Source organism: Microlunatus sp. YIM B11417, assembly GCF_059617205.1.
On sequence record NZ_JCAMPJ010000002.1, the window covers coordinates 344,269 to 360,090 of the forward strand.

Consider the following 15,822-nt stretch of genomic DNA (forward strand, 5'->3'; position numbering starts at 1 on the left):
CTGAGCGCCGATGGACTTCTGGCGCGACTGGCCGTACCCGGTGGCCCTGTCCGTTCTGTTCCTGGTGATCCTGCTCCGGGCCAACGCCACCTACTGGATCGGCCGGGCGGCCAACGCCGGTGCCGACCGGACCCGGCTGCACCGGCTGATGGAGACCGCGGGCTATCGGAAGGCGCGGGAATTGGTGGTCCGGTGGGGCGCCCCGGTGATCACCGTGTCGTTCCTCACGGTGGGCCTGCAGACCTTGATCAATCTCGCGGCCGGTGCCATCCGGATGCCGTACCGCCGTTATCTGCCGGCGATGCTGATCGGCGGCGTGCTCTGGGCCTTCCTGTACGCGACGTTCGGCTTCGTCTCGTTCGAGGTGTGGCAGCGACTGTACGAACGCTGGCCCGGGCCCGCCGTCGGCCTGCTCGTCCTGCTGGCGTTGATCTTGGTCGCATTCGTGGTCCGGCAGGTCCGCTCGCGCCGGCGCGACGATGATCAAACCTCGCCGGAGGCAGCCGACCGGGCGTCGGGGGATAACGTGGGGGCGTGACGTTCGACCCAGCCCTGTGGCAGCCGATCGACGGCTTCGCCTTCACCGACATCACCTATCACCGTGCCGTCGACGCGCCCGTCGTCCGGGTCGCGTTCGACCGTCCGGAGGTGCGCAACGCGTTCCGCCCGCACACGGTGGACGAGCTCTACCGCGCTCTTGATCATGCCCGGACCAGCTCCGACGTCGGCTGCGTGCTGCTCACCGGCAACGGCCCGTCGCCCAAGGACGGCGGCTGGGCCTTCTGCAGCGGCGGTGATCAACGGATCCGCGGCCGGGCCGGCTACGAGTACGAGGACGGCGCCGAGCAGCCGGCCGACCAGGCGGCACTGGGCCGGCTGCACATCCTCGAGGTGCAGCGGCTGATCAGGTTCATGCCGAAGGTGGTGATCGCGCTGGTCAACGGCTGGGCGGCCGGCGGCGGGCACAGCCTGCACGTGGTCTGCGACCTGACCCTGGCCAGCGCTGAGCACGCCCGGTTCAAGCAGACCGACGCCGACGTCGGTTCCTTCGACGCCGGCTTCGGCTCCGCGTACCTGGCCCGCCAGGTCGGCCAGAAGTTCGCCCGGGAGATCTTCTTCCTGGGCGACGTGTACGACGCCGAGGACGCGTACCGGATGGGCATGGTCAACCGGGTCGTCCCCCATGATCAACTCGAACAGGTCGGGATCGACTGGGGGAAGAAGATCTGCGGCAAGAGCCCGACCGCGCAGCGGATGCTCAAGTTCGCCTTCAACGCGATCGACGACGGCCTGGTCGGCCAACAGGTCTTCGCCGGCGAGACCACCCGGCTCGCGTACATGACCGACGAGGCGGTCGAGGGCCGCAACGCCTTCCTGGAGAAGCGCCCGCCGGACTGGTCCGCCTTCCCCTATTACTACTGACCGGGCGTGATCCGGTACACCTCGAAGGGATGGCCGTCGTCGCCGTGGTCCGCGGTGGCGGCAACGAGGTAGCGGTCGGAGACGGCCAGCAGCTCGCGGCCCGGTAGGTCGGCTCGCTTCGCTCCGGTTCGGTCCAGGGCGAAGGTGACCCACTCGTCGGGGTGTTCGGACGGTCTGAGCTCGTACCATTCGGTGCCCCAGAGGTAGCCGCCGGCCGCGGCTTCGAGCTGGACCTCGATGTGGAGCTCCGAACCCGGGTCGAGTTCGGCCGCGCCGCGTTCGGTCCGCCCCGTGTTGATCATGCGGCTGCGAAGATCACGCTCGGTGAGCCAGGCCAGCAGGCCGTCGTCGCAGACCAGCCGGCCGGTGGCCTCGAACTCCGTGGCTGCGAGCGTCCGCAGTTCGACCGCCTGGTAGCCGCCGTCCTCGTTCAGGAGAACGGCGTGGGTGTCGCAGACGGCGCTGAGGTAGGCCGGGGAGTCCGAGGTCCAGAGCTGCTTCCCGGTCCGCGCGTCGAGGACGGTGGCGCTGCCGGTGCCGGTTCTCGCGATGATCGCTTCGTCCTCGGCGGCGTAGGACAGCAGATCGTCCATGGACCAGAGCTCGGCTCCGGTCCATGGATCGAGAGCGATCGTGGTGTTCTGCCCTCCGGCACCGCCGGTGACCTCGAGGTTGATCACGACCGCAGAGCTGGTCGCGGCGACGACCTTGGCCTTGGCGCCCGGCCGGGATCGCGGGTCGTCGAGCGGGAGCTGGGGGATCGCGCTGTAGGTCCACCGTGGCGATCCGTCGGTCAGGTTCAGTCCGACGACCGCCCAGCCGTCGGTGGAGTCGTCGGTCGGCGCCTGGGCATAGGTCAGGGCCACGACACCGCCGTCCGGTCCGAGGGCGGCCTTCGCGGTGCCGCCGCGGGCGTTGTGGTCGTACCAGTACTCGAGGTTGGGCCGGGCCTCGGCGAAACCGGCGCGGGCCAGGGCGGCCGGCAGCGGGGTGTCGTTGTCGACCCGCCACCGCTGATCACCGGTGCCGGCGTCGAGGGCGATCAGGGCCTGGTCCGTGCGCCCCGTCCGTTTGTCACTGCCGGTCGGGACCTCGGTCATGATCACGGTCTCGTCGAGGACCTGGGCGTACGCCGCATGATCGATCCGGCTGGACCCGCTGTCCCAGACCTGGTCCAGCTCGAGGTCCGGGCTCGGCGGGCCCTGGTAGGTGGGATCGGAGTCCAGCAGTGAACAGCCGGCCAGGATGAGGCCGACCGCGAGTGTCAGCAGCAGTCGACGGAGGATACGAGGAGGAGCGTCAGTTCGGATGGACGGAGAATAACAGTGTTATGGATCGCTCAGTCGACGACGCCGTAGAGCCGGTCGCCGGCATCGCCGAGGCCCGGCACGATGTAGCCGACCTCGTTCAGCCGTTCGTCGACGGCGGCGGTGACCAGGTGGCACGGCACGTGAAGATCGTTGAGCAGGCTCTCAACCCGGGCGATCCCCTCCGGCGCGGCCAGCAGGCAGATGCAGGTGATGTGATCGGCGCCGCGATCGACCAGGTACTTCACCGCCGCGGCCAGGGTGCCGCCGGTGGCCAGCATCGGGTCGAGGACGTAGCACTGGCGACCGGACAGGTCCTCCGGCAGACGCTCCGCGTACGTGGAGGCCTCCAGGGTCGCCTCGTCCCGGACCATGCCGACGAAGCCCACCTCGGCGGTCGGAATGAGCCGGGTCATCCCCTCGAGCATCCCCAGCCCGGCGCGCAGGATCGGCACCACCATCGGCCGCGGCTGGGCCAGCTTCACGCCGACGCAGTCCGCGACCGGCGTCCGTACGGTGTGCGGCGTCACCCGGACCTCCCGGGTCGCCTCGTAGGCCAGCAGGGTGACCAGTTCCTCGGTCAGGTGCCGGAAGGTCGGCGAGTCCGTACGCTCGTCGCGCAGCGCGGTCAACTTGTGCGCGACCAGGGGATGGTCGACTACCCGAAGTTCCATGTCGTAGAGCGTGCCACACATCGCGACGGCGCCCGTACGGGTCGGATGAGGTCAAGAGCGGGTATCAGTTGACCCGCCGAGGATGTGTCTGTTGCCTTGTTCTGCCACCATTGGGTGGCGAATGAAGGGAAGGCTGATGAGTGACTTTGACGACGACGAGTACGAGTCGTTCGATCTGGGGTCCTCGCGTGGGCGGGGCCGGACCGGTACGGGGACCGATGCTCGGAGTACGGATGAGGACTTGTCTGATTCCGATGATCTTGACCTCGACGATGATGACGACAGCGACGACGATGACGACGACGACTTCGACGACGATGACGACTACGACGACGATGATCTTGAGGACGCGACCGACGACGAGATCGACTTCGTCGTCGCGGCGTACCGGGAGGACGGCCAGGCGGTCGCGCAGGGGCTGCGCAAGGACCTGGCCAACGACCTGGAGGAACTGATCGACGAACTGCGGCGCTACCCCGGCGACGGGGGGACGCTCGGCTTCGTCTCGCTGACCCAGTCCGTGTTCGTGATCACCAGGGTCCGCGGCAAGCTGGTCCAGGTGCTGTTGTCCGACGGCGGTGCGGGCGACGAGTGGCCGATCGCCCGCGATGTCGCCGACTTCCACGGCATCCCGGTGCCGGACAACGACGAGCCGCTCGGTGATCTTGATCTGTTGACCGACCTCGGCATCGGCTCGTTCGAGCTGGAGGCGATCAGCAGCGACCTCGACGAGACCAGCGAGGACCTGGTGTACCAGATCGTCGAGAAGCTCAAGATCGGCCCGGAGTTCCGCCGGGTCGTCCAGTCCACCTTCCACTGATCAACCGATCTTCATGATCACGAACGCCTGATCACGGTGCCCAGCCGCTGGGACCCGGCGATGCGGGTCGCCCTGGACCAGGCCGCCGCGGCGGCCGGGCACGGTGACGTACCCGTGGGTGCGGTGCTGCTCGACCCGGCCGGCGAAATGATCGCGGCGGCCGGCAACGAGCGCGAGCAGACCGGCGACCCGACCGCGCACGCCGAAATCCTGGTGCTGCGCCGGGCTGCCGCGGCGCTCGGGCATCGCCCGGACGCCTGGCGGCTGGACGGCTGCACCCTCGTCGTCACCCTGGAGCCGTGCACCATGTGTGCCGGCGCCCTGGTGCTGGCGCGGATCGGGCAGCTGGTCTTCGGCGCCTACGATCCGAAGGCCGGCGCTGTCGCCTCGCTCTGGGACGTCGTCCGCGACCGCCGGCTGAACCACCGGGTCGAGGTGATGGGCGGCATCCTGGCCGACGAGTGCGGCGCCGTACTCAAGGGCTTCTTCGGCGAGCGTCGCTGAGCGGGGGTCCGATTCGCTTCCACCCGTGCCGATTGGGTACGCTCTTCGGCGGTGGCGTGTCTGAGCGGCCTAAAGAGCGCGCCTCGAAAGCGCGTGAGGTGAAAGCCTCCGCGGGTTCAAATCCCGCCGCCACCGCTCTGGGAAGCCCGCGTCCATCCGTGGACGCGGGCGTTTCCTGTTCCTGACCTCCTCACGTTGCCGGCCGGGACACGGACCCAGCGTCAGGGTTCTGGTGCCCGACCAGCGAAAATGACCCGATGGAGATCAATCTCGACGGCATTCTGCTGGTCAGCGCCGTCGTGTTGATCGCCGCGATCATCGCCGCCCGGCTCGGGGCCCGGATCGGGCTGCCCTCCCTGCTGCTGTTCCTCGGGCTCGGCATGCTGATGGGCGACTCCGGGCTGGGGCTGCAGTTCTCCGACCCGGACCTGGCCCGCGCGCTCGGCTTCGGGGCGCTGGTGTTGATCTTGGCCGAGGGCGGGCTGACCACCCGCTGGCACGACATCCGGAGCTCGGTCGGTGCGGCCGGGGTGCTGGCCACCGGAGGCATCTTCGTCAGCGTCGCCCTGATGACGCTGTTCGGGCACTTCGTGCTCGGGCTCGATCTCTGGATCGCGGTGCTGCTCGGCGCGGTGACCTCACCGACCGACGCGGCCGCGGTCTTCTCGGTGCTGCGCCGGGTGCCGATCCCGCACCGGCTGCGCGGCGTCCTGGAAGCCGAATCGGGGCTGAACGACGCGCCGACCGTGCTGCTGGTCGTGCTGGCCAGTGCGGCAGCGACCGGTGATCAGGCGCACGGCGCCGGCGGGTTCGCCGGGCTGGTGGGCATGATCATTTTCGAGCTGGTCGCGGGCGGGGTGATCGGGATCGCACTGGGCTGGATCGGGGTCCAGATCCTGCGCCGGGTCGCGTTGCCGTCGTCCGGACTCTATCCGCTGGCGGCGCTGGTCTGGACCGTGTTCGCGTACGCCGTCGGAGCGACCCTGCACACCAGCGGCTTCGCCGCGGTCTACCTCTGCGCGCTGCTGCTCGGCAACGCGCAGTTGCCGCACCGCGGCGCCACCCGCTCGTTCGTCGAGGGGATCGGCTGGATCGCCCACATCGGCCTGTTCATCATGCTGGGCCTGCTGGCCAGCCCGAACCGGGTCACCCTGCAGGCCGTCCTGATCGCGCTGGCGGCCGGCGCCTTCCTCACCTTCGTGGCGCGGCCGGTCGCGGTACTGGTGTCGGCGCCCTGGTTCCGGATCCCGCTGCGTCAGCAGGCCTTCCTGTCCTGGGCGGGGTTGCGCGGTGCCGTACCGATCGTGTTCGCGACCATCCCGCTGTCCGAGGAGGTGGCCGGCGGCACCTTCCTGTTCGACGTGGTGCTGGTCTTCGTGATCGTCTTCACCCTGCTGCAGGCGCCGACACTGCCGTTGGTGGCCCGGCTGCTCAAGCTTGTCGATCATGAATCGGCGCGCGACGTCGAGGTGGAGGCGGCGCCGCTGGACCGGATCTCGGCCGACCTGCTGCAGGTACGGATCCCGAAGGGCTCGCGGCTGATCGGCGTCGAGATCGGCGAGCTCCGGCTGGGCACCCAGACCGTGGTGTCCCTGGTGATCCGCGACGACACCCCGTTCCCACCGACCGGGCGGACCCGGATCCGGGAGGGCGACGAGTTGCTGATCGTGACGCCGACGACGCTGCGCCAGCACACCGAGGACCGGTTGCGCAGTCTGGGCCGCAGCGGCCGGCTGGCCCGTTGGCGGGAACGTCTCGAGGAGACCGAGAACTAGTCGATCAGCCTTCGGGGGCGGCGCTCGACTTGGGGATCGACGGCAGGCAGACGGTTTTGGCCTTCACCGCGAGCGTGGTCTTGGCCTTGTCCGCGAAGTGCTTGTCCCAGTTCCAGTTGTTGCCGACCAGGACGTCGACGCTGTGATCGGCCCGGCCGGGCTCGACCTTGACCGTGGAGCCGGGGAAGAACTGCTTGACCAGCAGCACCTCGGGGTTCTTCGCGCCCTGGCCGACGATCACGGTCGCGCCGATCTTCTCGGCCGTGTTGGACTCGCTCTGCACCCGGAACCCGCGGTCCCGCAGCCGGATGCCGAGGTCGCGGGCGAGGCCGCGCTTGCTGCCGCCGTTGTAGATGTTGAGCGTCACCTGGCTCGCCGAGAGCGCGCCCTTCTTGACCGGTACGGAGACGCAGGGGGTCGGTGGCAGCGGCGGAATCGGCTTGAGCACGTTCGTGTATCCCCACCAGGCCCCGTAACCCAGAATTCCGAGCAGGACGAGCAGGGTCAGTGGCGTACGCACGATGCGCCACACCCGGCCGATCAACCGAACCAACTCCCTTCCCCTGAGCACGCCCGCCCGCGGCCTCCCGCAGTCGCAGTGCCCGCCGCTGACCTTACTTCAGATCGAGCACCCGAGCATGCATGGTCTGCCGCTGCTGGAGGGCCGCCCGCAGCGCCCGGTGCAGGCCGTCCTCGAGATACAGCTCACCGCGCCAGGCCACGACATGGGCGAAGAGATCACCGTAGAAGGTGGAGTCCTCCTCGAGCAGCGCTTCCAGATCCAGGGTCCGTTTCGTCGTGACAAGCTGATCCAAGCGAACCTGGTGCGGAGCGATCGCTGCCCATTGTTTCTGGGCGTACCCGTGGTCCGGGTAGGGACGTACGTCACCGACACGCTTGAAAATCACTGTGACACTCTATTCACAAAGGTGGCAGGGCACCGAACACGGCCGCGTAACGGTTTCGCATGTGGCGGGTCTACCGTCTCGCCAGTCGGATATGGAAATCTGATGCCCATGAGCGAGCATGCCGAGCCGGCTGAATCCGGCGCCGAGCCCACCACTGGAACCGTCCCGACCGAGCTGCCTGCGGAGGTCGCCAAGATCGCCGAGGGGTACGTCTTCGAGGGTGCGTCGATCGACCTCGGCGTGGTGGTCGAGGACGGCCGGCCGCTGCCGGCCGCGGGTGTGCGGCTGCCGCTCGGGATGATGAACCGGCACGGCCTGGTGGCCGGCGCGACCGGTACCGGCAAGACCAAGACCCTGCAGCTGCTGGCCGAACAGCTCAGCACCGCCGGCGTTCCCGTCTTCGCCGCCGACATCAAGGGCGACCTGTCCGGCATCGGCGCCGAGGGCGAGGGCGGCGAGAAGCTGCTGGCCCGGACCACGGCGATCGGGCAGGACTGGAAGGCGGTCGCCTGCCCGACCGAGTTCTACGCGCTCGGCGGACAGGGCACCGGGGTGCCGATCCGGGCCACGATGAGCTCGTTCGGACCCGTACTGCTGTCCAAGGTGCTCGGCCTGAACGACGTCCAGGAGTCCTCGCTCGGGCTGGTCTTCCACTACGCCGACCAGGCCGGACTGCCGCTGCTCGACCTGTCCGACCTGCGGGCCGTACTGCAGCACCTGACCAGCGACGAGGGCAAGGCGGAGCTCAAGTCGATCGGCGGGCTGTCCGCGGCGACCGCCGGCGTGATCCTGCGTTCCTTGATCACCTTCTCCGACCAGGGCGCCGAAGCGTTCTTCGGCGAGCCCGAGTTCGACTCGGCGGACCTGCTCCGGACCGCCGAGGACGGCCGCGGCGTGATCTCGCTGCTCGAGCTGCCCAACCTGCAGGACCGCCCGGCGGTCTTCTCCACCTTTCTGATGTGGCTGCTGGCCGACCTGTTCCACGACCTGCCCGAGGTCGGCGACGTGGACAAGCCGAAGCTGGTCTTCTTCTTCGACGAGGCGCACCTGCTCTTCAACGACGCGTCGAAGGCGTTCCTCGACTCGATCGCGCAGACCGTACGGCTGATCCGGTCGAAGGGTGTCGGCGTCTTCTTCGTCACCCAGACGCCGGGCGACGTGCCGGACGAGGTGCTCGCCCAGCTCGGCTCGCGGGTGCAGCACCAGCTGCGCGCGCACACGCCGAACGACGCGAAGGCGCTGAAGCAGACCGTGTCGACGTTCCCGAAGTCGCACTACGACCTGGCCGAGGCGCTGCAGCACCTCGGCATCGGCGAGGCGATCGTCACCGTGATGGATCCCGACGGCGCGCCGACGCCCGTGGCCTGGACCCGGATGCGGGCGCCGCAGTCCCTGATGGCCCCGATGCCGGCCGAGCGGATGACCCAGGTGGTCGACGGGTCCCCGTTGAAGGCGAAGTACGGCGAGCCGGTGGACCGCGAGTCCGCCCGGGAGCTGCTGGCCAAGAAGCTGGAGGCCGGCGCCGCCGCGGCCGCCCAGGAGCAGGCCCCGGCTCCCGCTCCGGAGGCCCCGGCGCCGGAACCCGAGCGCCGCGGCCGCAAGGAGAAGAGCCTGATCGAGCAGGTGACCTCGAACAGCATGTTCAAGCAGCTGGTGAACACCGCCGGCCGCGAGATCATCCGAGGCCTCTTCGGCACCGCCCGCCGCCGCCGCTGACCCCCTCCACGATGTGCCGACCGGTCACAAAAGCAGGCGTTCTGGCGGCGTGTCGCTGCGGAAGTGACCGGTCGGCCACTGGGGTTGGGTGAGCCTCGAGGTGATCACGTGACGGTGGTACGGATCCGGGTGCCGCGGGTGGACGAGGCGGCGCCGCCGGAGCAGCATGCGGCCATCGGGCCGGAGCTGGATCGGCGGTGCGCGGAGATCGCGTCGGCCCTGGAGCCCGTGCCTCGGCGGGTCGGGATCCGGGGGCTCGCGCTCACCGACCATCCGGGCTGGACCGTCGATCAACTGGCGGCGGAGATCATCCGGACCGGCACCGATCGCCACGATGCCGTGCGCAGGCTGCCGTTCACCGCGGGCTACGACAGCCTCGGGGTGGAGTTGCACATCGAGCCGACGACGATCGAGGACGGCCGGCTGCGCGCGGTCCGGCACGACGAGTCGAGCTGCGGCCGGATGCTGCGCGATTTCCGGGTCGGGCCGCCGGTCGACCGAGGCGGGGAACCGCTGCGGATCGACCTGATCACGCTGTGCGACCTCGGCCGGCTGGTGTCGGTGCCCGTGCCGTACGACGACGGGCACGTGGATCGGCTCACCTCCTGGCGGTTCGGTGCCGATCGGGTCGGCGCCGTGATCGCCGTGGTGATCTTGGACCGTTGATCCGGCTGTCGGTGCTGGACAAACCGTCGCAGACTCGGTCCACTGGTTCCCGATGAACCACCATCCGCAGGAGCCCCGGCCCACCGTGCAGCAACGTCGGTCGGGAGCGCTGGGCATGATCAGCTTCGTTATCGCCCTGGTCGGATTGATCTTGGCCGCGGTCGCCGCGTACGTCCTCCCGACCGCGGCCGGCGGAACTCCGGTGACCGGCCTCCTCGGTGACTCTCGGGTGGGCATGCTCTCCGCCTTCGCGGCGATCGGCGTCGGTTCGCTCGCCATCGTGCTCGCCGTCATCGCCATCGCCGCCCGGTTCGGCCGCCGGTCGGGCCTGATCGGCCTGGCCCTTGGCGTGCTGGACTGGCTGGTCGCGATCGGCGCCGTCGTCATCGGCTATCTGACCTCCTAGCGATCTCCGGCGATCGCAGGGCAGCCTCCGAGGCGAACCCGCAGAGCGCCAGCCGGCGGCGGCGAACCAGTCGAGATCACCGACCGTTTCTGCGACATCGGCCGCGCCGTTCGTCGGCTCGCCGTTCCGGGCTGCTCCAGCCCTGGATCGGTCGGGACGTCCCGACCGACGCGGGCTCCTTCCTTCGGGACCACCCTCCTGGGTCGCCGGACCGCCCTCCGCTTGACGCGCAGTCGGTCATGCGGGGACGCGTGGTCCCCGCGCGTAGAACTCGTCGTCAGGCGCGTGGGGTCGGGGATCTTGCCGTTGGACTCGTCGTCCGCCCCCCGGAAGGCATCGCGGCGGTAGTGCGGGATCCCACCGTCCGACGCCTCATCATTTCGCGCGGGTTGTGGGATCCCGCCGGTCGACTCGCCGGCTGTCCTGTGGGGGTGCGGGTTCTGGCGGATCGACTCGCCGATGAGCACACCTGGTCGTGGGGAATCACCGTCCGACTCCCCGCCTGCCGCGCAGGGTTGTAGGGGTTCCGGCCGCTCGGTTTGGTGTCAGGTGGTCGTAGGGGTTCTGTGGTCGCTGGCTTGGTGTCTGGTGGTTGTGGTCGTGGGGGTTCTGTGGTCGCTGGCTTGGTGTCTGGTGGTTGTGGTCGTGGGGGTTCTGTGGTCGCTGGCTTGGTGTCTGGTGGTCGCGGTCGGTGGGCGCTTCTGCGGTCCCTGGCTCAGTGTCCGGCGCTCGTGGCCGACGGGGCCTACCGTCCCCAGCTCGGCGTCCGGCGCTGGGCCGACAGGTTCTCTGCATCCCGCGACTCGGCGTGCTGCACTCGTGGCCGCCGAGATCTCCACGCCCAACTCGCCGACCGGTCACTTCTGCAGCGACACGCCGCCAGAACGCCTGCTTTTGTGACCGGTCGGCGGATCGGGGAGGGGGGTCAGGTGGTGAGGGTGAGGGGGAGGGTGAAGCGGGCGCCGGGGGTGACGTCGTAGGTGTAGCCGGCGTTGGCGTCGTCCGGGTCGCGCAGGCCGCGGATCAGGGTCTGGTCGCCGAGCTCGAGGACGAAACGGTTGATGCTGACCTTCCGGGCGCCGATGATCTTGTAGCTGCCGTTGCGCTCGCCGTCGGTCGCGACGTGGACATGGAGCCCGGTCAGCGTCGCCGGGTCGAAGCGCGGCCCGTGTCGCCCGTCGGCGAGATCGATCGTGAGTTCGTTCTGGTCGGTCAGTTCGCGGGTGAAGTCGGCGACCGCGCCCTCGAGCCGGGAGTAGGACCGCTGACCCTGCTGGCCGAGCAGTCGGCAGTCGTGCAGGAAGTGGTGCTGCTCCTCGCCGTCCTGCAGGGTGCAGACGCCGAATCGGCCGCGGAACCGCAGCTTGCCGTCGATCACGTACACCTGATCATCGACGGTCGAGCTGATCACGTAGTCGGTCCGGCCGTCGGCGAAGTCGATCTTGACCGCGGCGACCCGGAAGTGATCGACATCCTGCCCGTCCTCGGTCCGGACGGGAACCAGGGCGCTGGCCGTGATCACGCTGTCGCCCGGGTAGGACTCGATCACCGAGACGAAGTTGCTGCGCAGCTCCGAACCCTTCCGGTGGGCCAGCAGATAGCGCAGCCGATCCGGGTTGCCCGGCTTGTTGCGCGGCGGGATGCCGTCGGCCAGTGCCACGTCGTCGACCGGGGACAGCAGGGTCAGCCGGAGATGGGCGTCCGGATCCTGAGCGTGGACGTTCCAGTTGTCGGCGATCTTCCAGTCCACCCGGAACGGGTCGGCCGGTGCGCTGTCGCGCTGCACCGCGTTGAGATAGTTGAAGCCGCCGAGCTTCCCGTTCTTGTTGTAGTCGGGGTCCTGGAACGGGACGTTCGGACCGGCGTAGGAACCGCCGGCCTGGTCGACCAGGTCCAGGCCGCTCGTCGTCACCGTGCCCTTGGCGCCGTGGAAGCTGAACACATGATCATCGCCACCGTCGATCCGGAAGAAGTCGACCAGGTAGGAACGCTGATCATCGATCGTGATCATGGTCGTGGTCCGGCGGTACAGCTCGGCCTGCTGGTACGCCCTCGGCGCGTCGATCTCGACCACCCGGACCCGTTCCGAGTCACCGATCAACCGCGGCAGGGCGACCCAGTGCGCCTTCTGGGACGACGCGTCGACGACGACGGTGTTGTGGCTCACCGTGGCCATCGTCCAATTCAGCCGCTCGGGATCGGAGCCGGTCACCTCCGGATAGCCGAGGTCAGGCGCCAGATCCATCCCGGACGCGTGCACCCCGAGATTCAGCGTGTCCCGATGCCCGTGCCCGCCGCTGCGCCCGTAGTAGATCCAGGCGCCGCGGGCGTCGGCACCGCTGCCCTCCCGAAGCGCCGAGAACCCGTACCCGGTCTGATGCACGGAGCCTGGGTCGAACCGGCCCTGTTCGTCGACGATCGCCTGGATCTCGGCGACCACGCCCTCCGGCTCGGCGTCGTAGATGTTGCCGCGCAGGTTGGCCGTGGAGTTCCCGTTGCGTTGGAAGATCAACTGCGCCAGGCCCGGGTCCTTGGTCTTGGTGAAACCGAGCAGGTCGGTGGCCAGGGCCCCGACGATCGCCGGCCCGCCCGTGTTGCCGCTGTCGCCGATCGTCGGCGTGTAGCGGGACAGCATGGTGATCGGGTAGGTCGCCGTGAACATCTTGAGGAACTTGAGATGCCCGAACAGGTCGTAGTCCGGATACCGCTGGTAGCCGTCCACGGCGTCGGCCAACTGCAGGAAGTTGGCCAGCCAGCCGGCGTTGTAGCCGGGTGCCGCCTCGTTGCCCCAGCCGTCCCGGTCGACGTCGTCGATCAGCACACGAGCCATGTTGCCGCCGGTGACCTCGTACCTGCGGCCGTACGGCGCCGTCGGATCCTCGACCCGGATCAGGTCGCCGGGCTTGAAGACGAAGTCGAGCCATTCCTTGCTGGTGTTCTCCTCGTCCTGCACCACGGCCGCGAGCGCGAGCACGCTCTGGTGCATACCCGTGTTGCCGCGGATCCGGGAACCCTGCACCGCCGGGTAGACGAGCCGGACGATGTGATCTTCGATGTGCTTGCGGAACTCGGCCGGGGTCGACTTGGGCGTCGTGATCTTGTAGCGCTCGGCCTGGACACGGGCGAAGTCGAGCAGCGCGGTGTCGGTCTCGATCGCCGGATAGAAGGCGTCGTACGCGAGCAGGAAGGCGCGGGCGATGCCGGTCTCCCAGATGTCGTGCAGGATCTTGCCCTGCACCGTGTGGACGTTCGGATCGCCGTTGTCGAAGCCGTCCTCCCACTTGTAGGCCGACACGTCCATGTCCGGGTAGACGTCGGCGATCCGGTCCAGCAGGACCAGCCCCTTGTGTGCGTACTCGGCCTGACCGGTGAACAGGTAGGCGTCCCGCAGCGCGTTGAGGGCCCGCAGGATGTAACCGTGGAACGCCTGGCCGCCGCCGGTGTTCCAGACCGCCCAGTGGTTGTAGTACGCGACGAAGGTCCAGGTGTCGCCGTCCGGGTCGGTCCAGCCCATCCCGTCGTCGACACCCCAGCCCTCACCGCGTTCCGGATAGAGCTCGTTGATCAAGAACTGCGAGCCACGTTCGCGAGCCAGCACCGGATCGAAGATGCCGTGTTCGTTCAGGCCGGCGGCGTAGAAGGAGGCGAAGTCGTTGCTGGGGTAGCGCTCGCCGGTGACCGGGCTCTGCAGCTTCCACGGATGATTGACGGCGTCGATCTTCCACGGGTAGTTGCCGAACTTGTTGATCTCGGCCCCATCGGGTCCGGGGCTGCCCTTGATCCGCTGCCGGTAGCGGATCAGTACGCCGAGGCTGCGGGAGACGCTCTGCGGGGTGACGAAGTTCCACCAGAACTCATCGTCGTGCGCCAGGAAGGGGGCTGCGGCCGCCACCGTGGCGTCACGCTGCTGTCGCGCCCACGGATAGCGCTCGATGTTGCGCCGGGCGTTCGCGACGCGTTCGGCGCTGTAGTACGTGGAGTGGGTCTTGGTGGACGAGGCCGGCTCGGCCGCAGCACGGCCGGTCGTCCAACCGGTGAGCGGTACGGCGAGGGAGAGGCCGGCTCCGGCCTGGAGCAGTCGGCGGCGGGGGATGGAGTTCGGGCGGGACTCAGCAGACATTGGCGTGTCCTTCGGGGATCCGGAGAACCCCGAAGTTAAGCGACAGTCACTAATTGGGCAATAGGTGCGGCTGTAATTGATCGCTGGTCGGCCCGAAACAACAACGTCCCCGGATCGCCGTGGATCCGGGGACGTCGGTGCGGGGAAGGGGCCTGGCGGCGGTTCATGCCGGACGGGCGACGGGCTGCCGCCGGCCGCGAGAGGCGCGAACCTTGGCGGCCCGGCGCTGCCGACGCCGCTCCTCCAGTGCCCGCTTGAGTTCGTACTGCTTCGCGGCCAGGTGGCTCAGGGTCCGGTTCGAGTGGCTGATCCGCGGGTCCAACATCGACTGGCGGCCGAGTTGGCCGTCCAGGTCGGCGAGGTGGAACGTCATGGTGATTCTCCTTCTGAGGTGGTGACACAAGTATGACGTCATCGTGACGTCATCGTCAAGAGGTAAGACATCGAATATGCAGGGTTGTGGTGTCAGATGGTGTCAGTGCTGCGCGAGGGCAGGCGTGGACGAGCCGCAGCAGAGACGGAACGGATCGGCGGTCCAGCGGTCAGCAGGGGCCGCGACGGCGAGAGCGTCAGCCGACGAAGACGGTGCCGACGACCCGGGCGCCACCGGTCCCGGCAGCAACGACGACAGCCGTCGGGCGGTAGAACTTGATCATGGTGGCACCTCCTTCGGGATCGTACGGTCACAGGCCGTGGACGACAGTACGGTGCGCCGGTACGTGCTGCAACCGAATTAACCGGCGATCGGTGATGATCATGGTCTGCCCGCCGGGCGGCGGATCGACTGCGGCAGAATCAGGCCATGCTGCCCGTCTTCACGCCTGGTTCTGACATCGTCGTCGAGGAACGCTGGCGTGGCCGGCTGTGGAGCGCCGTGCCGCACCGGGTCCTGGCCAGCGGACCGGAGACCTTGATCACCTGCCTGCCTTGGACGACCCGGATGGTGTTCGCGACCAACCGCGGGCTTCCGGAGGCCGAGGGGATGACCCGCGACCAGCGCAAGCACGAGGCGCTCAAGTCCGGAATCGCCCGGCCGCTGGAGTTCGGCGACTGGCTGGACAAGGTCTTCGTCTTCGAGCCGGGCCGCTGGTCCCGGGTCAACCTCGCCTGGGATCCCAACCAGGACGGGGAATTCCTCGGCTGGTACGTGAACTTCGAACTGCCGCCGGTCGGCACCGACGTCGGCCTGTCGGGCAAGGACCTGGTGCTCGACCTGTTCGTCTACGCCGACGGCAGCTGGACCTGGAAGGACGCCGAGGAGTTCGACCGGGCGCTCAGCGACGGGCTGTTCGCGCCGTCCCTGCGGCCCATCCTGGAAGCGGAGGCCGAACGGGTTCTCGATGATCATGCGCACCGTCGTGGCGGCTTCGATCCGGCGCTGCTGGATCTTCGCCCCGATCCTGCGGACGCTCCCGTACTGCCGGCTGACTACGCGCCGGCCGGAGAGCGCTGGCGGCGGACCTATCCGGTCGACGTGATCCCACCCCGACCGCCGGAATGATCT

15 protein-coding genes and 1 tRNA gene are annotated in these 15,822 nt (G+C 68.8%); 10 read left to right on the top strand and 6 right to left on the bottom strand.

Going from position 1 to position 15,822, the window contains the following annotated elements; all coding sequences use genetic code 11:
• The first annotated feature begins 10 nt into the window (after positions 1 to 10).
• Both AC6CCG_RS11795 and AC6CCG_RS11800 read left to right on the top strand, forming a co-directional pair.
• Complete coding sequence (locus AC6CCG_RS11795) at positions 11 to 538, top strand: DedA family protein (protein WP_496654735.1); 528 nt, start codon at positions 11 to 13, stop codon at positions 536 to 538.
• Positions 535 to 1,422 carry a 1,4-dihydroxy-2-naphthoyl-CoA synthase gene (locus AC6CCG_RS11800; RefSeq protein ID WP_496654736.1) on the top strand — a complete coding sequence of 296 codons (888 nt, stop codon included), beginning with the start codon at positions 535 to 537 and terminating at the stop codon, positions 1,420 to 1,422. The genes AC6CCG_RS11795 and AC6CCG_RS11800 overlap by 4 nt, the downstream gene beginning before the upstream one ends.
• Here AC6CCG_RS11800 and AC6CCG_RS11805 read toward each other — a convergent pair.
• Together AC6CCG_RS11805 and upp are read right to left on the bottom strand one after the other, a co-directional pair.
• Positions 1,416 to 2,522 carry an outer membrane protein assembly factor BamB family protein gene (locus AC6CCG_RS11805; protein ID WP_496655393.1) on the bottom strand — a complete coding sequence of 369 codons (1,107 nt, stop codon included), beginning with the start codon at positions 2,520 to 2,522 and terminating at the stop codon, positions 1,416 to 1,418. The two genes, AC6CCG_RS11800 and AC6CCG_RS11805, sit on opposite strands and share 7 nt — an antisense overlap.
• A gap of 239 nt (positions 2,523 to 2,761) precedes the next feature.
• Positions 2,762 to 3,403: a uracil phosphoribosyltransferase gene (gene upp / locus AC6CCG_RS11810; RefSeq protein WP_496654737.1), complete on the bottom strand. Its 642-nt coding sequence runs from the start codon at positions 3,401 to 3,403 to the stop codon at positions 2,762 to 2,764.
• 241 nt (positions 3,404 to 3,644) lie between these two features.
• Between upp and AC6CCG_RS11815 the strand changes: the two genes are divergently transcribed.
• The 4 genes from AC6CCG_RS11815 to AC6CCG_RS11830 all read left to right on the top strand — a co-directional run bounded on the left by AC6CCG_RS11815 (position 3,645) and on the right by AC6CCG_RS11830 (position 6,502).
• Complete coding sequence (locus AC6CCG_RS11815; RefSeq protein ID WP_496654738.1) at positions 3,645 to 4,223, top strand: tRNA adenosine deaminase-associated protein; 579 nt, start codon at positions 3,645 to 3,647, stop codon at positions 4,221 to 4,223.
• A 60-nt stretch (positions 4,224 to 4,283) separates the two neighbouring features.
• Complete coding sequence (locus AC6CCG_RS11820) at positions 4,284 to 4,727, top strand: nucleoside deaminase (protein ID WP_496655394.1); 444 nt, start codon at positions 4,284 to 4,286, stop codon at positions 4,725 to 4,727.
• A gap of 50 nt (positions 4,728 to 4,777) precedes the next feature.
• Positions 4,778 to 4,862 (top strand) — tRNA-Ser (locus AC6CCG_RS11825).
• Positions 4,863 to 4,984: 122 nt separating this feature from the next.
• Positions 4,985 to 6,502 carry a potassium/proton antiporter gene (locus AC6CCG_RS11830; RefSeq protein WP_496654739.1) on the top strand — a complete coding sequence of 506 codons (1,518 nt, stop codon included), beginning with the start codon at positions 4,985 to 4,987 and terminating at the stop codon, positions 6,500 to 6,502.
• Between the two features lie 4 nt (positions 6,503 to 6,506).
• On the opposite strand, the gene AC6CCG_RS11835 is transcribed toward AC6CCG_RS11830, so the two are convergent.
• Both AC6CCG_RS11835 and AC6CCG_RS11840 read right to left on the bottom strand, forming a co-directional pair.
• Positions 6,507 to 7,022 (bottom strand): LytR C-terminal domain-containing protein, encoded by a 516-nt coding sequence (locus tag AC6CCG_RS11835; protein WP_496654740.1) that lies wholly within the window; start codon positions 7,020 to 7,022, stop codon positions 6,507 to 6,509.
• A gap of 94 nt (positions 7,023 to 7,116) precedes the next feature.
• On the bottom strand, positions 7,117 to 7,410 hold the full coding sequence (locus tag AC6CCG_RS11840; RefSeq protein WP_152361098.1) for a type II toxin-antitoxin system VapB family antitoxin: 294 nt from the start codon (positions 7,408 to 7,410) through the stop codon (positions 7,117 to 7,119).
• Positions 7,411 to 7,518: 108 nt separating this feature from the next.
• On the opposite strand from AC6CCG_RS11840, the gene AC6CCG_RS11845 reads away from it, so the two are divergent.
• The 3 genes from AC6CCG_RS11845 to AC6CCG_RS11855 all read left to right on the top strand — a co-directional run bounded on the left by AC6CCG_RS11845 (position 7,519) and on the right by AC6CCG_RS11855 (position 10,198).
• On the top strand, positions 7,519 to 9,126 hold the full coding sequence (locus AC6CCG_RS11845; protein WP_496655395.1) for a helicase HerA-like domain-containing protein: 1,608 nt from the start codon (positions 7,519 to 7,521) through the stop codon (positions 9,124 to 9,126).
• Between the two features lie 108 nt (positions 9,127 to 9,234).
• On the top strand, positions 9,235 to 9,792 hold the full coding sequence (locus AC6CCG_RS11850; RefSeq protein ID WP_496654741.1) for a hypothetical protein: 558 nt from the start codon (positions 9,235 to 9,237) through the stop codon (positions 9,790 to 9,792).
• A 115-nt stretch (positions 9,793 to 9,907) separates the two neighbouring features.
• The gene (locus AC6CCG_RS11855) at positions 9,908 to 10,198 is read left to right on the top strand and encodes a hypothetical protein (RefSeq protein ID WP_496654742.1); all 291 of its coding nucleotides are present in this window, start codon (positions 9,908 to 9,910) and stop codon (positions 10,196 to 10,198) included.
• A 925-nt stretch (positions 10,199 to 11,123) separates the two neighbouring features.
• Here AC6CCG_RS11855 and AC6CCG_RS11860 read toward each other — a convergent pair.
• Entirely contained in the window at positions 11,124 to 14,318 is a 3,195-nt protein-coding gene (locus AC6CCG_RS11860) for a heparinase II/III domain-containing protein (protein WP_496654743.1), read from the bottom strand.
• Between the two features lie 163 nt (positions 14,319 to 14,481).
• Entirely contained in the window at positions 14,482 to 14,691 is a 210-nt protein-coding gene (locus AC6CCG_RS11865; protein ID WP_496654744.1) for a hypothetical protein, read from the bottom strand.
• 429 nt (positions 14,692 to 15,120) lie between these two features.
• On the opposite strand from AC6CCG_RS11865, the gene AC6CCG_RS11870 reads away from it, so the two are divergent.
• On the top strand, positions 15,121 to 15,819 hold the full coding sequence (locus tag AC6CCG_RS11870) for a ribonuclease FAU-1 family protein (RefSeq protein WP_496654745.1): 699 nt from the start codon (positions 15,121 to 15,123) through the stop codon (positions 15,817 to 15,819).
• Positions 15,820 to 15,822: the final 3 nt, after the last annotated feature.

Excerpts from the sequence above, each read along its gene's own strand:
- AC6CCG_RS11795 (WP_496654735.1), top strand. The coding sequence starts at position 11 with ATGGACTTCTGGCGCGACTGGCCGTACCCGGTGGCCCTGTCCGTTCTG.
- AC6CCG_RS11805 (WP_496655393.1), bottom strand. The coding sequence starts at position 2,522 with ATGACCGAGGTCCCGACCGGCAGTGACAAACGGACGGGGCGCACGGAC.
- upp (WP_496654737.1), bottom strand. The coding sequence starts at position 3,403 with ATGGAACTTCGGGTAGTCGACCATCCCCTGGTCGCGCACAAGTTGACC.
- AC6CCG_RS11820 (WP_496655394.1), top strand. The coding sequence starts at position 4,284 with ATGCGGGTCGCCCTGGACCAGGCCGCCGCGGCGGCCGGGCACGGTGAC.
- AC6CCG_RS11830 (WP_496654739.1), top strand. The coding sequence starts at position 4,985 with ATGGAGATCAATCTCGACGGCATTCTGCTGGTCAGCGCCGTCGTGTTG.
- AC6CCG_RS11845 (WP_496655395.1), top strand. The coding sequence starts at position 7,519 with ATGAGCGAGCATGCCGAGCCGGCTGAATCCGGCGCCGAGCCCACCACT.
- AC6CCG_RS11855 (WP_496654742.1), top strand. The coding sequence starts at position 9,908 with ATGATCAGCTTCGTTATCGCCCTGGTCGGATTGATCTTGGCCGCGGTC.
- AC6CCG_RS11860 (WP_496654743.1), bottom strand. The coding sequence starts at position 14,318 with ATGTCTGCTGAGTCCCGCCCGAACTCCATCCCCCGCCGCCGACTGCTC.
- AC6CCG_RS11865 (WP_496654744.1), bottom strand. The coding sequence starts at position 14,691 with ATGACGTTCCACCTCGCCGACCTGGACGGCCAACTCGGCCGCCAGTCG.
- AC6CCG_RS11870 (WP_496654745.1), top strand. The coding sequence starts at position 15,121 with ATGCTGCCCGTCTTCACGCCTGGTTCTGACATCGTCGTCGAGGAACGC.